Raw genomic sequence first — 17,363 nt, forward strand, 5'->3', positions numbered from 1 at the left:
TAAAATTTATATTTTTTATTTTCTAAAATAACAATGAAATAGGAAAAATATGTTATAATTATAATTAGACTTATTTTAGGAGGAGAGCATGAAAGAAAAAGTATATATTCTGACATTAGGCTGCCCGAAAAATGAGGCAGACATGGATGTTTTAAAAGGAATTTTTTTACAAAAAGGATATGAAATAACAGATAATCCTATTGAAGCCAATTACTCTATTATAGATACCTGTGGGTTTATTGAACCAGCAAAAGAAGAATCTATCAATGAGATTTTTAATATTGTTTCTTTAAAAGAAGAAAATCCTGATATGAAGATTATTCCTATTGGTTGTTTGGTTGAGAGATATTATGATGATTTAAAAAAGGAATTAATAGAGGTTGATGGTTTAATAGGTGTAGTTCCACCAGAAAAAATTGTTGAGGCAATAGAAAAAAGAATTATTATTTTAAATTATCAAGGCCATATGATGTTTATAAATGTGATTATCGTATAGTTCAAGATAAGCCATATGCATATATTAAGATTGCAGATGGGTGTAATAGAAAATGCGCATTTTGTTCTATTCCTTATTTTAAGGGAGAGCCTGTCAGTAGAGAAATTGAAGATATCAAGAAAGAAGCAGAATTTTTGGTAAAAAATGGAGTAAAAGAAATTGTCCTGGTTTCCCAGGATAATACATTGTATGGTGTTGATTTATATAAAAAACAGGCATTACCAGAATTATTAAAAGCTATAAATTCAATTGAAGGTGATTTCTGGATAAGGGTTATGTATTTACATCCGGATTTTATTAATGATGAAATAATAGAGGCAATAAATTCCCTGGATAAAGTAGTTAAATATTTTGATATTCCAATGCAACATGGTTCAGATAAGATTTTATCTTTAATGGGAAGGGTCAGAAAAAGTAAGCAACTAAAAGAAATAATATCAAAAATCAGAAAAAATCCAGAATCAATAATTAGAACAACAATTATTGTAGGATTTCCAGGAGAGACAGACGAAAATTTTGAGGAATTGTTAGATTTTGTAGATGAAGTCGAGTTTGATAGATTAGGTGCATTTACATATTTTGATGAAGAAGGAACACCTTCTTATTCATTACCCAATAAAGTGGATGATAAAATAAAAGAAAAAAGACTTGGAGAATTGATGGAGTTGCAAAAAGAGATATCTGCTGAAAGACTTGAAAGATTTGTTGGCATAACTTTAAAAGTTTTAGTTGAAGAATATGAAAATGGTGTGTATATAGGCAGGGCTTATTCTGATGCGCCGGAAATAGACGGAAATGTATTTTTTAAATCTGAAAAAGAATTAAAGATAGGTGAATTTGTTACAGTTGAAATAGTAAACACTTCAGAATATGATTTGGAGGGTATACTAAGATGACGTTATGGACGGCACCAAATATATTAACGTTTATAAGAATATTGGCAACAATACCTATGTTTATTATAACATATGATGAAAAAAATTATTTAATTGCTTTTTTTGTATATATTCTTGTTTCTCTAACAGATCTACTTGATGGATATATAGCCAGAAAATATAATCTTGTTAGCGATTTTGGGAAATTTATGGATCAAATTGCAGATAAAATACTCATTAATGCTTTATTTATCGCTTTTTTGGAAATGCATAAAGTACCAGGGTGGTTTGTCGCTGTTATAATTGTTAGAGATATTTTTATTAGCGGGTTGAGAATGTTTTTGGCCAATAAGAATGTTGTAGTAGCTGCAGATAAGTGGGGGAAATTAAAAACCTTTTCACAAACAATTTTAATTGCCTCACTTTATTTGACTCCATTATTTTTGTTTTTGAATATAGTTAATATTGTGCTTATTATTTTAACAACATTCTTTTCATTATTTTCTGGTTATAACTATTTAGTAAAGAATTTAGTCTATCTTAAGGGGAGTAATATGAATAACAAAAATAAACATTTACGGACATTCATAGCACTCGATGTAAATCAAAGTGTTAGAGATATTTTAAGAGATATAATTTTAAAACTTGAAAGAATGGGTTTTAAAGGTAATTGGACAAAACCCGAGAATGTTCATTTGACATTATATTTTATGGGGGATACTTATATTACTAAAATTACAGAAGTAGCCAAAAGAATGGAAGAAAGAATAACAGGATTTCCAACATTTGCATTTACTTTAAATAAAGTTGGATATTTTAAAACAAGAGATTTTCCAAGGGTTATCTGGTTGGGTATTGAGGGTGGAAATACATTAAAACAATTACATAATGAAGTTATAAAATCCTTAAAATTATCAAATGTTCAGATTTCAGATAATGAAAAGGATTTTCAGCCTCATTTAACTGTTGGGAGAATAAAAAAAGCTCCGGATTTCTGGGAAAAACTTATAAAGGTTTTAGATGTTGAAAAGGTTATTGTTCCTGTAAATGCGGTTCATATATATTCATCCACTTTAACAAAAACCGGACCAATATATAAGAAGATGTATACTATTGATTTTGAGGGAGGAATGATTATTAATGGCTAAAAAACCAGCTAAAAAAGACGCCATAAATAAAGAGGATATGTTAGATAAATTAGTAAAAGAATTAGAGAAGAATTATGGCGAAGGTTCAATAATGATTTTAGGTAAAGGCTTGGAAGAAGAAAGAAAATTGGATATAGTTCCAAGTGGCGTATTATCTGTTGATGTTGCTCTTGGTGTTGGTGGATATCCAAGAGGTAGGATTATAGAAATATATGGTAATGAATCAAGTGGTAAAACTACACTTGCATTGCATTCTATTGCAGAAGTTCAAAAGAGAGGTGGAATTGCTGCATTTATCGATGCAGAACATGCACTTGACCTTGAATATGCTAAGAAATTAGGAGTAAATCCTGATACTTTAATACTATCACAACCAGATTTTGGAGAACAGGCTTTAGAAATTGTTGATAGTATTGTAAGATCTAATATTGTTGATCTGGTGGTTATTGACTCTGTAGCTGCATTAGTGCCAAGAGCTGAAATAGAAGGTAGCATGGGAGATTCACATATGGGTCTACAGGCAAGATTAATGTCACAGGCATTAAGAAAATTGGCAGGAAGCATTAATAAATCAAAAACCATTGTGATTTTTATTAATCAAACTCGTATGAAAATAGGTGTTGTGTATGGGAATCCTGAAACTACAGCAGGCGGTGTTGCATTAAAATTTTATTCTACAATAAGAATGGAAGTTAGAAAAGGAACAGCTTTAAGAGAAGGTAAAGAAGCTTATGGTAACGAAGTAAATATTAAAGTTGTTAAAAACAAGGTAGCTCCACCATTTAAAGAAGTAAAAGTGGATATGATTTATGGCGAAGGATTGGCAAAAGAAAATGATATTTTTAATCTGGCAGTTGCAAATGATATTGTTAAAAGAAGCGGAGCATGGTTCTCCTATACTGATTTAGATGGAAATGAAATCAGTCTTGGTCAGGGCAAAATAAAGGCTTTAGATTATTTAAAGAAAAATCCGCATTTTTTTGATGAAATAGAATACAGGATTAGAGAAAAATTAGGGCTTGTTATTCCAGAAGATTTGAAAGAAAAAATTGAGAATGCATCTAAAGAAGTGTCTGAGGTAAAAGATGAAGAAAAAAAGGATAATTGACCCTTTTGATGAGGAAGCGGCTCAAAGAGCGGCAGTTAATTTGTTAAAATATAGAGCCAGATCAGAGTTTGAGATGAAAAATAGACTTCTTGAAAAAGGTTTTAATATAACCGTAGTAGATCGGGTTATTGAAAAATTAAAAGAATTTAAGATGATTGATGATGAACTGTTTGCTTATTTATATGCATATGATAAATTAACCTTAAATAAAAAAGGGCCATTTGTTATAAAAATGGAATTATCAAACAAGTTTCATATAGAAGAAGATACTATTTATAATGCTATAAATAAGGTATTGGAAGATATTAATTTGAAAGAAATTATTCGTGATATAGTTTTATCCCAGATGAGACTAAAAAAAGATAAAAGAAAAATAAAAGAGTATGTTTATAAAAGAGGATTTGAATCATATTTAATTGAAGAAGTATTAGACGAAGTTGGAGGTGAATAAAGATGGATGTTTTATATATAATTATTATTGTACTTTTAGCAATAATATCTGGTGTTTTATATAAAATAGGGGTAAATAAGGGATTAGAAAAAGGAAATAAAGAATTTATTGAGAAATTGAGATCTGAAAAAGAGCAGCTAAAAATGGAAATAGAAATAGCAAAAAGAGAAAAAAATGAGATATTAAGAAATGCCGAAAAGGAAGCTGACAATATTGTAAAATCAGCACTTATTGAAAGCAAAGAAGAAATTCAGAAGATGAAAGAAGAATTCAATAGGGAATTAAAACTTGAAAAAGAAGAATTAAAATCAATGGAAGAAAGATTGATTAGAAGAGAAGAAATGATTGATAGAAAGGAACAAAATCTTGAAGAATTAAAAATAAGTTGGACAAAGAAAAGAAGAAACACAAAAACTAAAAGATGAATTGGAAAATAAATTATATGAGATAGCTAATTTAACAATGGAAGAGGCAAGAGAAAAGGTTTTAAAAGAAGCAAAGGAAAAATACGAATTAGAATTAGCTCAAAAATATAAATCTTTGAAGGAAGAATATGAAGAAGATGCAAAAAAGCATGCACAGTGGGTAGTAAGCATAGCTGTACAAAGATATGCTTCAGATGTTACTTCTGAAATTACAACATCAACGGTAGCACTTCCTACTGATGATATGAAAGGTAGGATTATCGGAAGAGAAGGAAGAAATATCAGAGCTTTTGAAAAAATGACAGGTTGTGATTTGATTATCGATGATACACCTGAAGTTGTAGTTATTTCTGGTTTTAATCCATTAAGAAGAGAAATAGCTAAAAGGACACTTGAAGCATTGGTAGCAGATGGTAGAATTCATCCAGCCAGAATAGAAGAAGTTTATGAAAAAACAAAGAAAGAATTGGAAGATATAATTAAAGAAGCAGGTAAAGAAGCAGTAATGAGAGTTGGAATTAAACCATTACATCCAGAATTAGTAAAATTATTAGGAAGATTAAAATTCAGAACAAGTTATGGTCAGGATGTATTGGAACATTCAATTGAAGTGGCGAATTTTGCAGGCTTAATGGCTGCTGAATTGGGATTAAATGTTGAATTAGCTAAAAGAGCTGCATTGCTTCACGATATTGGGAAGGCAATTGACCATGAAGTTGAAGGATCGCATGCTATAGTTGGTGGTCAAATTGCAAAAAGATATAATGAAAAATTAGAAGTAGTAAATGCAATTCAATATCATCATAATGAAGTGGATCCAATGACACCAGAGGCTGTGATTGTAGGAGCAGCTGATGCGGTTTCCGCAGCAAGACCTGGTGCCAGAAGAGAAACGCTTGAAAATTATATTAGAAGAATAGAACAATTAGAAGAAATAGCAAAAGGATTCAGGCATGTTGATAAGGCATATGCAATTCAGGCTGGAAGAGAATTAAGGGTTATAGTACAACCGGATAAAATAGATGATGCTTTAGCGGATAAATTAGCAAGGGATATTTCAGCTCAAATAGAGGAGACAATGGAATATCCAGGAGTTATTAAAGTTACAGTTATAAGAGAAAAAAGAAGTGTGGCATACGCTTCATAAAAATTGGCAGCGGCAGTTATGCCGCTGTTTGTATAATTAGAGGTGATTTATGAGAAAAATAAATCTTTTTTTAATGCTTTTATTACTGGCATTGTTTTTATCTTCGTGTATAAACTTTAATAAGCAAAGTCCATTGGTTACTCAGGAATATTTAGAAGGTATGCCATTAATTCTTGAATTTTCAAGACCAGTGGTTGGTGTAGATATTTATAATGGGGAAAAAAAGATCTATTCATATAATGGGGATATAATTTATAAATTAAAAACAAATTTAATTTTACATGGCGATATAACAGTAAAAACTACAGAATTTTATAAGAATAGACAATATATAAATACTGTAAAAAAGGTAGAACCAAAATTGCAATTTTTATTATATGGTGGTGCTGATAATAGCCTGGATGTGAAATACCAGGATCCACTAACAAATGAAACAGACTATTTTTTTGACCTGGATATTGACGAAATTGAAAGGTCCATACAAAAATCAATGATGAATATATCAGTTGTTATTTTGGGAGATAGAAGTGCAAAGAGCGATGAAATAATATTTATTTCAAAATTTAATGGGGATTATATAGAACAGAGATTTTCACCGGAAGATTTTGGATTTTCCAGTGAATTGAGTTCAGCATCGACGAAAACATTATTTGAATTTATAGATAAATTTGCTGTAAGAAATAGTAATACTGTAAAGGCATTGGATTTATGGGATCATGGCAATGGTTGGGCATGGGAGTCAAAAGGGCTATCAATCCAACCTAAGGCGATTATTCAGGATGATACTACAAATAAAGTTTTAAAAATAAAAGATATAAAGGATGTTATTAATGAATATGAGAAAAAATATAATACAAAGATTAATATTCTTGCTTTTGACGCATGTAATATGACCAGTTTAGAAATAATATATGAATTTAGAAATTTGGTTGATTATTTTGTTGGGTCAGTATATTCAATTGCAGGATTTGGATTTTATTATGATTTTTTTCATGGTTTAGATGAAAAAAATTTAGAGGAATCTCTGGTATATAAAATAGTGGATAAATATAAATATTATTATACACAGGAATATAATATGCTTAATAGATTAAGTTTAGTTGGATTTAATCTAAAAAGTTTTTCCGGATGGAATAATATTAATAATATAGCAGGGGTAAAATATGGATATACTTTGTATAGGAATGATGGTAATAATTATGTTTCTGAACCAACAGATATGATTGATGTTAATAATTTGATATTAAATACAGGAGAATTCTTAAGCAGTTATATTAATCCTGCTATTGTAAATGCTGTAGTCAGAATTGATGGTGTTGATTATCCTGGTTATAGTGGAATAGGGATAATGTTTGAAGATATATTTGATACTAATCCAAATGGGTATTATGATGATTATAAAGCTCTTGATTTTTATAAGGAATATCAAAATTGGATAGAAGGTACCTGGAAGAATATTATAAAAAATAATAATTAAAAAACTTTTTATTTTATATAAAAGTTGTTTTTTTTAGAGAAATCTTGTATAATATTAGAAGAATAGAGTGCGGGAGGAAAGAATATGGCAAAACATGATTTAGGTATAGATTTAGGAACAGCAACATTTATTGTGTATAAAAAAGGAGAAGGTATAATAATAAATGAACCATCTGTGGTAGCGGTTGATAAATTGACAAATACAATAACAGCTTTTGGTAATGAAGCAAAAGCAATGATAGGGAAAACACCATATGGTGTTGAAATAATTCATCCAATGCAGGACGGAGTTATTGCTTATCCTTCTTTAATTGAACAATTGTTAAGATATTTTATAAAACAGGCGAAAACAGGATTTTTGCCATCAAAACCGAATCTTGTAATAGGAATTCCTGCAAGAACTACTGACGTAGAAAGAAGAGCAGTTAAGGATGCTGCAGAAAAAGTAGGGGCAAATAAAGCATTTTTAGTTTTAGAACCAATTATAGCCGCAATAGGTATAGGACTTGATATAACAAAACCTAATGGACATTTAATAGTAGATTTAGGTGGTGGAACTACAGATATTGCTGTTATTAGTTTAAGTGGAAGTGTTATTTCTGAATCAATAAAATTAGCTGGAGAAGCTATGGATACAGAAATCATTAAATATATTAAAAGAAAATATAAGTTCTTAATTGGTGAAGCTACGGCAGAATTTTTAAAGAAAGAAATAGGAAAGGCGCATAAAGATGTTGAAACTTTAGAAATAGAAGTAAGAGGTCAGGATATAGCAAGTGGAATGCCATCATCAAGAGTAATAAATTCTGATGATATTTTTGAAGCTATAGAAGGAGTTTTAGATGAAATAATTCAAAAAACAAAGACCGTATTGGAAAATACACCGCCAGAATTATCAGCAGATATATTGAAAAATGGTATTTATCTTGCAGGTGGAACAGCAAATTTGCGTGGATTAGCACAACTATTTGAAGAAAAAACAGGAGTTAAAACAGAAGTTGCAGAAAGTCCACAATTATGTGTTGCGCAGGGTGCAGGGATATTATTAGACAATCCAGAATTATTATCTAAAGTAGCGGTAATATAAAAAATAAAGAAGGCACTAATTGCCTTCTTTGTTTTTTATGTATATATCAACCTGATTAAATGGAATTTCAATATTTTTTTCATTTAACAGCTCAAAAATCTCTGCAGCTATTTTTCTCGTGCCATCGAAAAAATCCTCTTTTTTTAACCAGAATTTTATAGAAAAATCTATTGAAGAAGAGCCAAATCCTGAAAACCAAACAACAGGATTATGATTTTCATCTTTATATATAAGGCTGGAATTATTAAGATAGTCATTAATTATTTCCAAAAAACTATTTAAATTTGTGCTATATGAAACACCAATATTTATTTCACTCCTCCTGATATTTGAAGGCCAGTAATTAGTAATAGAACTGCTCCACATAGTTTTATTTGGTATTCTCACAAGTTTTCCGTCAAAAGTGTTTATCACAGTATGATTTAAATCAATCTGTTTAACACTTCCTGAAATACCATTTACTTCAATTGCATCCCCTTCTTTTATCGTTTTTGAAAACATTAAAAGAATTCCACAAATAAAATTAGACAGAGGTTCTTGTACTGCAAAAGCAACAATTACACCAGAAACCCCTAAACCAGTTAAAAATGGCATGAAATCTTTAAATATTAAAGATAAAATAATAAAACCACCAAGTGTGTAGGAAGCAATATTTACCAGAACTCGTAAAGTATTTTTATAAGCCAAAGATTTTCCTGTTTTTTCAATAAATTTTATAACTGAGGAATAGGTAATTTTTGAGAATATTTTGGTTAATATTAAAACCAATATACTAATTCCTATTCTTATTGAATAATCTATAATTAACTCTACATTCATAATTTTAACTCCTAATAGTTATTATCTCTTCAATGTTCCAACTGTTCTTAAGAAATCATCTGCTGTTTGTACAGCTCTTGCATTTAAGTCATAAGTTCTTTGAGCAACTATCATATTAACCATTTCTTTTACAACATCAACATTGGATTTTTCTAAAGATCCTTGCTCAATTGAACCATATCCATCTTGATTTGGAATACCTTCAGTTGCAACACCAGATGCAGGAGTAGCTAAAAAAAGATTTCCTCCTATGGCTTTTAATCCTGCTGGATTTACGAATTTTACAAGTGTAATGTTACCAACATTCTGAATTGTACCATCTGGTAATTTTGCACTGATAATTCCATCAGGAGAAACATTAACACTTTCTGCATTTGTTGGTAAAGTAATGTTTGGAACAAACAATAATCCCTGAGAATTCACAAGTCTTCCATTGGCATCTACTTTAAATGAGCCATCTCTTGTGTATGCAATTCTTCCATCTTGTAACTGAATCTGAAAAAATCCATCTCCCATAATAGCCATATCAAATGTTCCACCAGTTTGCTCAATATTTCCCTGTGTAAAAATTCTATTTGTAGCACCTATTTTCACACCATGTCCAACATATTCTCCAGTAGGTAACACGGAATTTTGAGCTGTTGGAGTTCCTGCTTCTTTTATTGGAGTATATAATAAGTCTTGAAACTCAATCCTTTGAGCTTTGTAACCTGTAGTGTCTACGTTAGATAAATTATTTGATATTGTGTCGAGTCTTCTTTGTTGTGCAATCATCCCTGTAGATGCTGAATAAAGAGATACTAACATATTCTTTTCCTCCTTGAAATTATATTATTTTTATATTCTTTGAGCACTTTCTATAATTTTTCCGGTCATTGTATCCTGAGTTTGTACGGATTTTTCTAATATACTAAAAGCTCTATTGGCATTTATTAAATTTATCATTTCTTTTAATGTGTTAACGTTTGATTTTTCTATGCTACCCTGTATTACTTTATAGTTACTTGATATAGTTTCATTTCCAGTAAAAAGGTTAATACCGAATTTGGAAGGGTTTTTAAGGTTTACTATTGAAATTTTTTGTCCTGTAGATTGAGTACCATTATAGATAGTTCCTGATTCATCAACGGTAAAATTTTCCGGTACCTGAATATGTTTATTATTCGAATCCAGAACATAATCTCCGTCTGAGGTAATCAAAAAACCATCTTGATTTCTTTTGAATTCACCGTTTCGAGAATAATAAATTTCCCCATTTTTTTCAATTTTAAAAAAACCATCACCAAAAATGGAAAAATCTGTTGGATTATTTGTTTTTACAATTTGTCCCTGTGAAATTATGGGTTTTGTTTCGTCGGCGACTAAAGCTGTTTCCATATAACCAACATGTTTTCCTTTTTTTATGTCTACTGAATCATAGTTTCTAAATTCTTTCTTTAAATATGCTTTAAAGGTTATCTCATCTTTTTTATATCCTGTTGTATCAGCATTTGCAAGATTATTTGAAATTGTATCTAATTGTGCCATATTTGCAAGCATTCCCATAGTGGAAATATAAAGCCCTCTATTCATTTAATCGCCTCCTGCGATAATACTCATTAATATATTTCTTTAAAAAAATAAATATATCCTAAACATTTCGCTTCGCGAAAGGTTTAAGGTTATTTTTTTATTTTATAATAAAGATATTTATCCTAAACATTTCGCTTCGCGAAAGGTTTAAGGTTATTTTTTTATTTTATAATAAAAATATTTATCCTAAACATTTCGCTCCGCGAAAGGTTTAAGGTTATTTTTTTTATTTTATAATAAAAATATTTATCCTAAAATCCTTCACGAAGTGAAGAGTTTTAGAAATAAAATATTATTAAATAAAAAACACCTGCCTTTGACAGCAATTTGGCGATTTTAAGGGAAATGGAACGGTAGAATGCGGGTTTGAGGCGTGTATTTTTCAGGAAGTCGAAAAATTGTGTGGCTAACTTTTGTTACAGAGAATTAACTATAATTAGTAATATATTAGTCCTTTTGGTGGTATAATATATATGACAACCACTGAAAGGAGATGTTTTAAAATGTATCCTAAAATATCAAAAGTGAAAGGAAAAAGATATTTAAGGATAATGGAAAGCAAAAGAGAAAATGGAAAAGTGAAACAGCATACAGTAATAAATTTTGGAAATATAGATAAGTATAGTAAAAAAGATATAACAAAACTTGTAGATAGTCTTTTTAAAATATTTGAAATAGATGAATATGAAAAAATAGAAGATGATTTAATGGAAGAAATAGCAAGAAGAAATTACGGAGCCAAAGTAATAGTAAATAAGATATTTGAAAGATATGAGATGAAAAGATATTTTGAAAGACTGGATAAAGAAATAAAATACAATGCAGAAGAAATGTTAAAAATAATGGTGATGAATAGAATAGTAGAACCGAAGAGTAAATTGGGAATATTTAATAATTTAGAGTATTTTGGATATAACAAAGTGGAAGTTAAAAAAGAAAAAGACCTGGAAGAAAAAGATGTAATGTTGCACTGGTTATACAGAACATTGGATATATTAGCAGATAATAAAGAGTCGATAGAAAAACATATGTATAATCAAAGGATAAGTTTGTTTAATACAACGGTAGATTTAGTATTTTACGATGTAACAACATTAGCGTTTGAAACACAACAAACAAATGAAATATTACAAATGGGATATTCAAAAGATAAGAAATTCAATGAGTCGCAAGTAGTATTAGGAATGTCAATAGATCAAGATAGAATGCCAGTTAGTTTTGATATATATGCAGGAAATACATTCGAAGGGCATACATTCAAAGATTCAATAGAAAAAATGAAAAAAGAATATCAATTAGGAAAAGTAATAGTAGTAGCAGATAGAGGAATGATGAGTAAAAAAATATAGAAGTAGTAGAAAATTCTAATTATGAATTCATAGTAGGAAAATCAATAAAACAAATAAAAAAAGTAAATATATTTGAAGGAGAATTCATAGAACTAGCAAAAGGAATAAAATATAGAGAAGTAGAATATGAAAATAAAAGATTACTCATAATATATTCAGAAGAAAGAGCCAAAAAAGACAGAGCAGATAGACTACGATTAATAGAAAAAGCGAAAAAAATGTTAGAAGAAGGAAATATAGATTCCAAAAGTAAAAGAGGAGCGAAAAAATATTTAAAAGAACAGAACAAACAAAATTATATACTGGACATAGAAAAAATAGAAAATGATGAAAAATACGATGGATACTATGGAATAATAACAAACACAAAACTATCGCCAAAAGAAATATTAGAACAATATCATACATTATGGAAAGTAGAAGAAACATTTAGAACATTAAAAATTATCTTGAAACAAGACCGGTATTTCATTGGACACCGAAAAGAATAAAAGGACATATTGTAATGAGTTTCATATCTTACATAATTCAAAGAACATTAGAATTAGAACTGGAAAAAATAATATTGAATACTCTCATGAAAAAATAAGAGAAGCTATAAAAAAAATGGAATACTCTGAAATAAGATTAAAAGACAAATTATTTGCATTAAGAGCCAATTTAAACGATTTTCAAAAAGCCATATTAAAAACATTAAAAATAGAAAAACCGAAAAAATGATGGAATTAGATGAATTTAAAAAAATAATCTCCTAAAACACGCATGAAAAGCCAAAAAGGAGGAGGTGTGTGGCTAATTTCTCTTTTTATAAAAAGTTAACAATAGCTATTTTTTGAATAATTCTACTTTTTAGAATTTTGTTGATAATAATAGTGTCAAACTCAGGAAAAATAAATATATCCTAAACATTTCGCTTCGCGAAAGGTTTAAGGTTATTTTTTTATTTTATAATAAAGATATTTATCCTAAACATTTCGCTTCACGAAAGGTTTAAGGTTATTTTTTTATTTTATAATAAAAATATTTATCCTAAACATTTCGCTCCGCGAAAGGTTTAAGGTTATTTTTTTTATTTTATAATAAAAATATTTATCCTAAAATCCTTCACGAAGTGAAGAGTTTTAGAAATAAAATATTATTAAATAAAAAACACTTCACTTCGTGAAGTGTTTATGGAAAATGTTTTAATAATAAAAATTATTAGTTCTTTCGAGAAGTGAAGAATTATTATGAAAAATAAAAAATTTTTCAACCCTTCACGAAGTGAAGAGTATTTGTAAAACAAAAAGCTTCCGCGAAGCGGAAGGTTTAAGTTTATTTTTTTTATTTTATAATAAAGATATTTATCCTAAACATTTCGCTTCGCGAAAGGTTTAAGTTTATTTTTTTATTTTATAATAAAAACATTCATCCTAAAATCCTTCACGAAGTGAAGAGTTTTAGAAAGAAGTGAAGTGTTTAGAGAAAATGTTTAATAATAAAAATTATTAGATCTTTCACGAAGCGAATGTTCAGCTCATAAAAGAGGATATTTTTGACATTTCAGATGAAATATTTATTTTACATGTATATTGTGATTTTTCAAAATTGTTTGATACAAGTGTAGAATCATCTTTTTGTATAAAATTATTTAGGTCTTTTAATGTTAAGTCACCAATAAAGTTTATTACAACAAAAACATTAGATGGGATTTCTAATATTAGATTACTTACCTGAATATTAATATCAATATTAGAGTCATTTTTAGATGAAGGTATTAAATGTATTTTTGATGCTTTTGAATTGATTTTTACATAGTTTGAATTTATTTCATATAAATCCAATATTAAATCACTTACATTAGATTGAACGTCTAAAATAGCATTGGTTTTATAGGGAATATAGATACTACTTCGAGCCCTTTCAGGTATATTAATTGAATTAATTCTTAATTTTTCTTCAAAGTTTAAAATATTATCCTTAAAATCAATTTTTTGTTTAAATATGGACTTATTATATTCGCTGTTTATTTGCAAGTTTTTTTCACTATGTGATGTAATATTACATTTATTCCAATCAAGGTCAAGCTTTAATTCTAATGTTTTATCTGTTTGAATTTCAAAACTATTATTGTTTTTTGTTTGATAATTTTTTGAATATTTCAATGAAAGATCTCTTAAAAATAAGCTTACCAGACCACTTGATAATAATTGAGAACCTATAAACAATAGAATTAATTCACCAACAGAAGCATTAAAATTAAAGAGATTGAAAAGATCAAAAAGTAAAATAATACCAAATATAAGATTCCCTAAATTTTCACTTTTTATTTTTTTAAATATTTTCATTCCATCAAAAATAAATATTAATGCCAGAATCAATTCTATTACAGCACTTATAGTAAAAGAAACTTTAAAAATTAAACTTGCAAATATTAGAATACCTATGAGTACAGAAATAATTCCCATTATCATTTTATTTCCTCCTTAGAAATATTCTGGAAAGTCCTGAAGCTATTAACCATGCTGCTATTATTACTAATAATATTTCCCAGAAATTTAATTCGGTTTTAATGATGTTTAAACTATCCAATATTAATGTTATTCCTGATATTAAACCAAATATAAGACTTTTAAACCTGAAATTTTTATGGGTTCTTTTTAATACTTTAAAAAACCAACCATTTTGAGGTTCTAAAATATCATCTATTACTTCTTCTGCGTCTTTACCATTTAAAATTACTTTTCTTTTATTTTTTGTAATTTCAACTTTTTGTGTAGGATTAAATCCTGCAATAATAAATCCACAACCAACAATAAATTCAATAATTCTCCAAAAGGTTAAAGAATATCCCAGGAAAACCGATAATATAATTACTAATCCAATAATTATAAAAACTAAAGCTAATAATTTCATAATTCACCCCCATCAAAAAATTTTTTATATAAAAGTAATATACCACATTCTTTTAAAAAAATCAATGTTGAATTCAAAAAAATTAAAAAAAGAATAAATTTTTTTATGTAAAAACAAGGGAAAAATTGAAATAATTGAAAATATATTCTTTATTTGAATATTCAAAAAAATATGTTATAATTTATTTAAGACATAAAAATGAAAATGGAGGTGTAATAATGGATTTTACAGTAGATTTTTCTGAACAGGAAAATTTTTATTTAATTAAGGTTGAAGGAGAAATTGACGCTTATCATTCTGCAACATTCAAACAAAAAACTAAAGAAAAATTAACAGAATTATCTCATACTAAATATGTGATTGATATGTCTTTGGTTTCTTATATTGATAGTGCTGGATTAGGTGCAATTGTGAGTTTATTAAAAGAATCAAGGAATTTGAAAAAGGAATTAATTTTAGTTGGATTACAGCCACAGGTTAGAAAAATATTTGAAATGACAAAACTTGATAAAATTGTAAAAATTGTAGATACCATAGATGAAATATAAAACCGCTCCAGATAGGAGCGGTTTTATATTTTTTATACCACGCTTTCATATTTTTTTATAAATATATCACTAATTCTCTTTGCGACATTTGTTATATCTCCAGCGCCAAGAAATAAGAATACCCCATCGCTTATATCCAGAATTTTATCTATCATTTTATTTTCTGAATCGATAAATTCAGAATTTTCAATTAATCTTGCCATTTTTAATTCATCAATACCTTCAATGGGATCTTCAAAAGCAGAATAAATTCTATACACAAAAACCTTATCAGCATTTTTTAAAACATGACTGAATTTTTTATAATGTCTGAATAATCTTGTGTATCTATGTGGCTGAAATACTGCAATTATAGGATATCCTGGAAAATATTCTCTGGCAGCTTTAATTGTATGTTCTACTTCTTCCGGAGTATGTGCATAATCGTCTACAACGAAAATATGGCTATTTTTAAATAGTACATTAAATCTTCTATTAACAGAATTAAATGTTTCAAATGCAGCTTTTATTTTCTCAAAACTAACACCAGCTTCTAATGCATATGCGATAGCTGCAATTGCATCATAGGCATAATGAATACCTGGTAGATTCATCTTTATTTTTCCTATGAATTTATTTTTGTAATTAACATCAAATGTTTGATAATAACCATGTGGTATTCTGTTTGTGAAATAATACTCTGATTTATCCGTTGCTCCAAATCTGATTACTAAATTATCATAAAATGTGTTTAATATAGAGTCATCACCATTTAGTAAAACAAAATCTCTGGCGTTTGACGCATGGGTATAGATAGAATCTACAAGATTTTCAAATGAATTATTATAATGTTCTAAATGATCAGGTCTTAAATTTGTTATTATAGAAACATCTGAAACTGTATTTCTGATGAAACCATCGCTTTCGTCAACTTCGCTAACTATAGGACCTGAACCTATTCTGAAATTGCCATCTTCTAAACTATCATGTATTCCTCCAAGAAATACTGTTGGATCAAAATGAGCTTTTCTTAAGATATGAGATATCATAGCTGTAGTTGTTGTTTTTCCATCGGTTCCAGTAATACCAATACTATAATTGCTTTTTAATATATAATTTAAATACTCCATTCTATTTAAAATAGGTATGTTGAATTTTTTGGCATATTGTATTTCAGGGTTTGTGTCTTTGATAGCTGTACTTTTTATAAGCATATCTATATCTTCTACATTTTTTTCACTATGTCCTATTTTAACGTTTATATCTTTATTTTGTAGATATTTTGTTCTTTCACTTTCAAGATTGTTTGAACCGGAAACATCAAAGCCTTTATATTTTGTATAAAGAGCCAAAGAGCTCATTCCAATTCCGCCAATACCGGAAAAAAAGTATTTCATTTTAGGCGCCTCCTAATGAATCTAGAATAGTTTTGACAATAATTTCTGAAGGATTTTTCTTTTTTATAACATAATCTTTTCTTTTTGTATATTAGATATTATATCAATTATATTTTTTGAATTTATGTCATTTTCAGTAAATATATGTATATTTTCTTTATTAAAGCTCTTTGCATTTAAAAATTGTTGATTTTCTGCTGAATTTCCCCACGGTATAATTATAGCAGGTAATTCAAAAAAGTCAATCTCCGATAAACTTGTTGCTCCACCACGACTGATTGCCATGTCACTGATAGAAAGGTATTCTGTTAGATTATCTAAATATTCAAATACTCTTACATTGCTCCATCGCGACTTTATATTTTTTGATATATGTAAGAAATTAATGTTATTGATATAATCATAGACATTTATCATCAAATTGTCAATAAATTCTGATCCAAGACTCCCACCAAATACAGTTATTAATGGTTTATCACTATCAAAATTCAAATTCTTCAGTAATTTCTCTCTATTAATATTTTTTGGTATCCTTAAAGGATTTCCGCTAATTATACTTTTTTCTGGATATTTGTTTCCAATTGTATTTTC

Annotated in this window: 13 protein-coding genes and 4 pseudogenes; 10 read left to right on the top strand and 7 right to left on the bottom strand. The window is 28.3% G+C overall.

The annotated features are described in order from the left end of the window. The first annotated feature begins 88 nt into the window (after nucleotides 1-88). From rimO to DJ007_RS05230, 7 genes and pseudogenes are all read left to right on the top strand, one after another. A pseudogene (gene rimO / locus DJ007_RS05195) lies at nucleotides 89-1,392 on the top strand (30S ribosomal protein S12 methylthiotransferase RimO). Continuing rightward, nucleotides 1,389-2,519, top strand: coding sequence for a CDP-diacylglycerol--glycerol-3-phosphate 3-phosphatidyltransferase (gene pgsA / locus DJ007_RS17215; RefSeq protein ID WP_240739296.1), 1,131 nt, complete (start codon nucleotides 1,389-1,391; stop codon nucleotides 2,517-2,519). Before rimO ends, pgsA begins: the two are co-directional and overlap by 4 nt. After that, nucleotides 2,512-3,627 carry a recombinase RecA gene (gene recA / locus DJ007_RS05210; protein ID WP_129408637.1) on the top strand — a complete coding sequence of 372 codons (1,116 nt, stop codon included), beginning with the start codon at nucleotides 2,512-2,514 and terminating at the stop codon, nucleotides 3,625-3,627. The genes pgsA and recA overlap by 8 nt, the downstream gene beginning before the upstream one ends. Then, on the top strand, nucleotides 3,605-4,078 hold the full coding sequence (locus DJ007_RS05215; RefSeq protein ID WP_129408638.1) for a regulatory protein RecX: 474 nt from the start codon (nucleotides 3,605-3,607) through the stop codon (nucleotides 4,076-4,078). The genes recA and DJ007_RS05215 overlap by 23 nt, the downstream gene beginning before the upstream one ends. A gap of 2 nt (nucleotides 4,079-4,080) precedes the next feature. Then, nucleotides 4,081-5,650, top strand: a pseudogene (gene rny / locus DJ007_RS05220) (ribonuclease Y). A gap of 49 nt (nucleotides 5,651-5,699) precedes the next feature. Beyond that, the gene (locus DJ007_RS05225) at nucleotides 5,700-7,127 is read left to right on the top strand and encodes a clostripain-related cysteine peptidase (RefSeq protein WP_129408639.1); all 1,428 of its coding nucleotides are present in this window, start codon (nucleotides 5,700-5,702) and stop codon (nucleotides 7,125-7,127) included. Between the two features lie 84 nt (nucleotides 7,128-7,211). Continuing rightward, the gene (locus DJ007_RS05230) at nucleotides 7,212-8,213 is read left to right on the top strand and encodes a rod shape-determining protein (RefSeq protein ID WP_129408640.1); all 1,002 of its coding nucleotides are present in this window, start codon (nucleotides 7,212-7,214) and stop codon (nucleotides 8,211-8,213) included. A gap of 15 nt (nucleotides 8,214-8,228) precedes the next feature. Here DJ007_RS05230 and DJ007_RS05235 read toward each other — a convergent pair whose 3' ends face one another. From DJ007_RS05235 to DJ007_RS05245, 3 genes are read right to left on the bottom strand one after another with little or no spacing between them, the layout of a single operon-like run. Then, nucleotides 8,229-9,032, bottom strand: coding sequence for a mechanosensitive ion channel family protein (locus DJ007_RS05235; RefSeq protein ID WP_129408641.1), 804 nt, complete (start codon nucleotides 9,030-9,032; stop codon nucleotides 8,229-8,231). A 21-nt stretch (nucleotides 9,033-9,053) separates the two neighbouring features. Then, complete coding sequence (gene flgG, locus DJ007_RS05240; protein WP_129408642.1) at nucleotides 9,054-9,839, bottom strand: flagellar basal-body rod protein FlgG; 786 nt, start codon at nucleotides 9,837-9,839, stop codon at nucleotides 9,054-9,056. A gap of 30 nt (nucleotides 9,840-9,869) precedes the next feature. Next, nucleotides 9,870-10,604, bottom strand: coding sequence for a flagellar hook-basal body protein (locus DJ007_RS05245; RefSeq protein WP_129408643.1), 735 nt, complete (start codon nucleotides 10,602-10,604; stop codon nucleotides 9,870-9,872). Between the two features lie 503 nt (nucleotides 10,605-11,107). Between DJ007_RS05245 and DJ007_RS21025 the strand changes: the two are divergent. Beyond that, a pseudogene (locus tag DJ007_RS21025) lies at nucleotides 11,108-11,209 on the top strand (IS1634 family transposase N-terminal domain-related protein); the annotation flags it as partial. Next, nucleotides 11,183-12,673 (top strand): annotated as a pseudogene (locus tag DJ007_RS20765) (IS1634 family transposase). The pseudogenes DJ007_RS21025 and DJ007_RS20765, both read left to right, overlap by 27 nt. Before the next feature lie 791 nt (nucleotides 12,674-13,464). Here the strand turns inward: DJ007_RS20765 and DJ007_RS05265 are convergent. Together DJ007_RS05265 and DJ007_RS05270 are read right to left on the bottom strand one after the other, a co-directional pair. Continuing rightward, nucleotides 13,465-14,406 carry a toast rack family protein gene (locus tag DJ007_RS05265; RefSeq protein WP_129408645.1) on the bottom strand — a complete coding sequence of 314 codons (942 nt, stop codon included), beginning with the start codon at nucleotides 14,404-14,406 and terminating at the stop codon, nucleotides 13,465-13,467. Between the two features lies 1 nt (nucleotide 14,407). Then, complete coding sequence (locus DJ007_RS05270; RefSeq protein WP_129408646.1) at nucleotides 14,408-14,848, bottom strand: hypothetical protein; 441 nt, start codon at nucleotides 14,846-14,848, stop codon at nucleotides 14,408-14,410. A 218-nt stretch (nucleotides 14,849-15,066) separates the two neighbouring features. On the opposite strand from DJ007_RS05270, the gene DJ007_RS05275 reads away from it, so the two are divergent. Beyond that, on the top strand, nucleotides 15,067-15,396 hold the full coding sequence (locus DJ007_RS05275) for an STAS domain-containing protein (protein WP_129409011.1): 330 nt from the start codon (nucleotides 15,067-15,069) through the stop codon (nucleotides 15,394-15,396). Nucleotides 15,397-15,428: 32 nt separating this feature from the next. Here DJ007_RS05275 and murC read toward each other — a convergent pair whose 3' ends face one another. Continuing rightward, a complete protein-coding gene (murC, locus tag DJ007_RS05280) occupies nucleotides 15,429-16,772 on the bottom strand; it encodes a UDP-N-acetylmuramate--L-alanine ligase (protein WP_129408647.1) in 1,344 nt (447 codons plus the stop codon). Nucleotides 16,773-16,835: 63 nt separating this feature from the next. Further along, on the bottom strand, nucleotides 16,836-17,264 hold the full coding sequence (locus DJ007_RS05285; protein ID WP_165974028.1) for a UDP-N-acetylglucosamine--N-acetylmuramyl-(pentapeptide) pyrophosphoryl-undecaprenol N-acetylglucosamine transferase: 429 nt from the start codon (nucleotides 17,262-17,264) through the stop codon (nucleotides 16,836-16,838). Nucleotides 17,265-17,363 lie beyond the last annotated feature (99 nt).

Source organism: Marinitoga lauensis (assembly GCF_004135675.1).
In the GTDB taxonomy this organism is placed as follows: domain Bacteria; phylum Thermotogota; class Thermotogae; order Petrotogales; family Petrotogaceae; genus Marinitoga; species Marinitoga lauensis.

Excerpts from the sequence above, each read along its gene's own strand:
- DJ007_RS05245 (WP_129408643.1), bottom strand. The coding sequence starts at position 10,604 with ATGAATAGAGGGCTTTATATTTCCACTATGGGAATGCTTGCAAATATG.
- DJ007_RS05235 (WP_129408641.1), bottom strand. The coding sequence starts at position 9,032 with ATGAATGTAGAGTTAATTATAGATTATTCAATAAGAATAGGAATTAGT.
- flgG (WP_129408642.1), bottom strand. The coding sequence starts at position 9,839 with ATGTTAGTATCTCTTTATTCAGCATCTACAGGGATGATTGCACAACAA.
- DJ007_RS05230 (WP_129408640.1), top strand. The coding sequence starts at position 7,212 with ATGGCAAAACATGATTTAGGTATAGATTTAGGAACAGCAACATTTATT.
- DJ007_RS05275 (WP_129409011.1), top strand. The coding sequence starts at position 15,067 with ATGGATTTTACAGTAGATTTTTCTGAACAGGAAAATTTTTATTTAATT.
- DJ007_RS05225 (WP_129408639.1), top strand. The coding sequence starts at position 5,700 with ATGAGAAAAATAAATCTTTTTTTAATGCTTTTATTACTGGCATTGTTT.
- recA (WP_129408637.1), top strand. The coding sequence starts at position 2,512 with ATGGCTAAAAAACCAGCTAAAAAAGACGCCATAAATAAAGAGGATATG.
- murC (WP_129408647.1), bottom strand. The coding sequence starts at position 16,772 with ATGAAATACTTTTTTTCCGGTATTGGCGGAATTGGAATGAGCTCTTTG.
- DJ007_RS05265 (WP_129408645.1), bottom strand. The coding sequence starts at position 14,406 with ATGATAATGGGAATTATTTCTGTACTCATAGGTATTCTAATATTTGCA.
- DJ007_RS05270 (WP_129408646.1), bottom strand. The coding sequence starts at position 14,848 with ATGAAATTATTAGCTTTAGTTTTTATAATTATTGGATTAGTAATTATA.
- pgsA (WP_240739296.1), top strand. The coding sequence starts at position 1,389 with ATGACGTTATGGACGGCACCAAATATATTAACGTTTATAAGAATATTG.
- DJ007_RS05215 (WP_129408638.1), top strand. The coding sequence starts at position 3,605 with ATGAAGAAAAAAAGGATAATTGACCCTTTTGATGAGGAAGCGGCTCAA.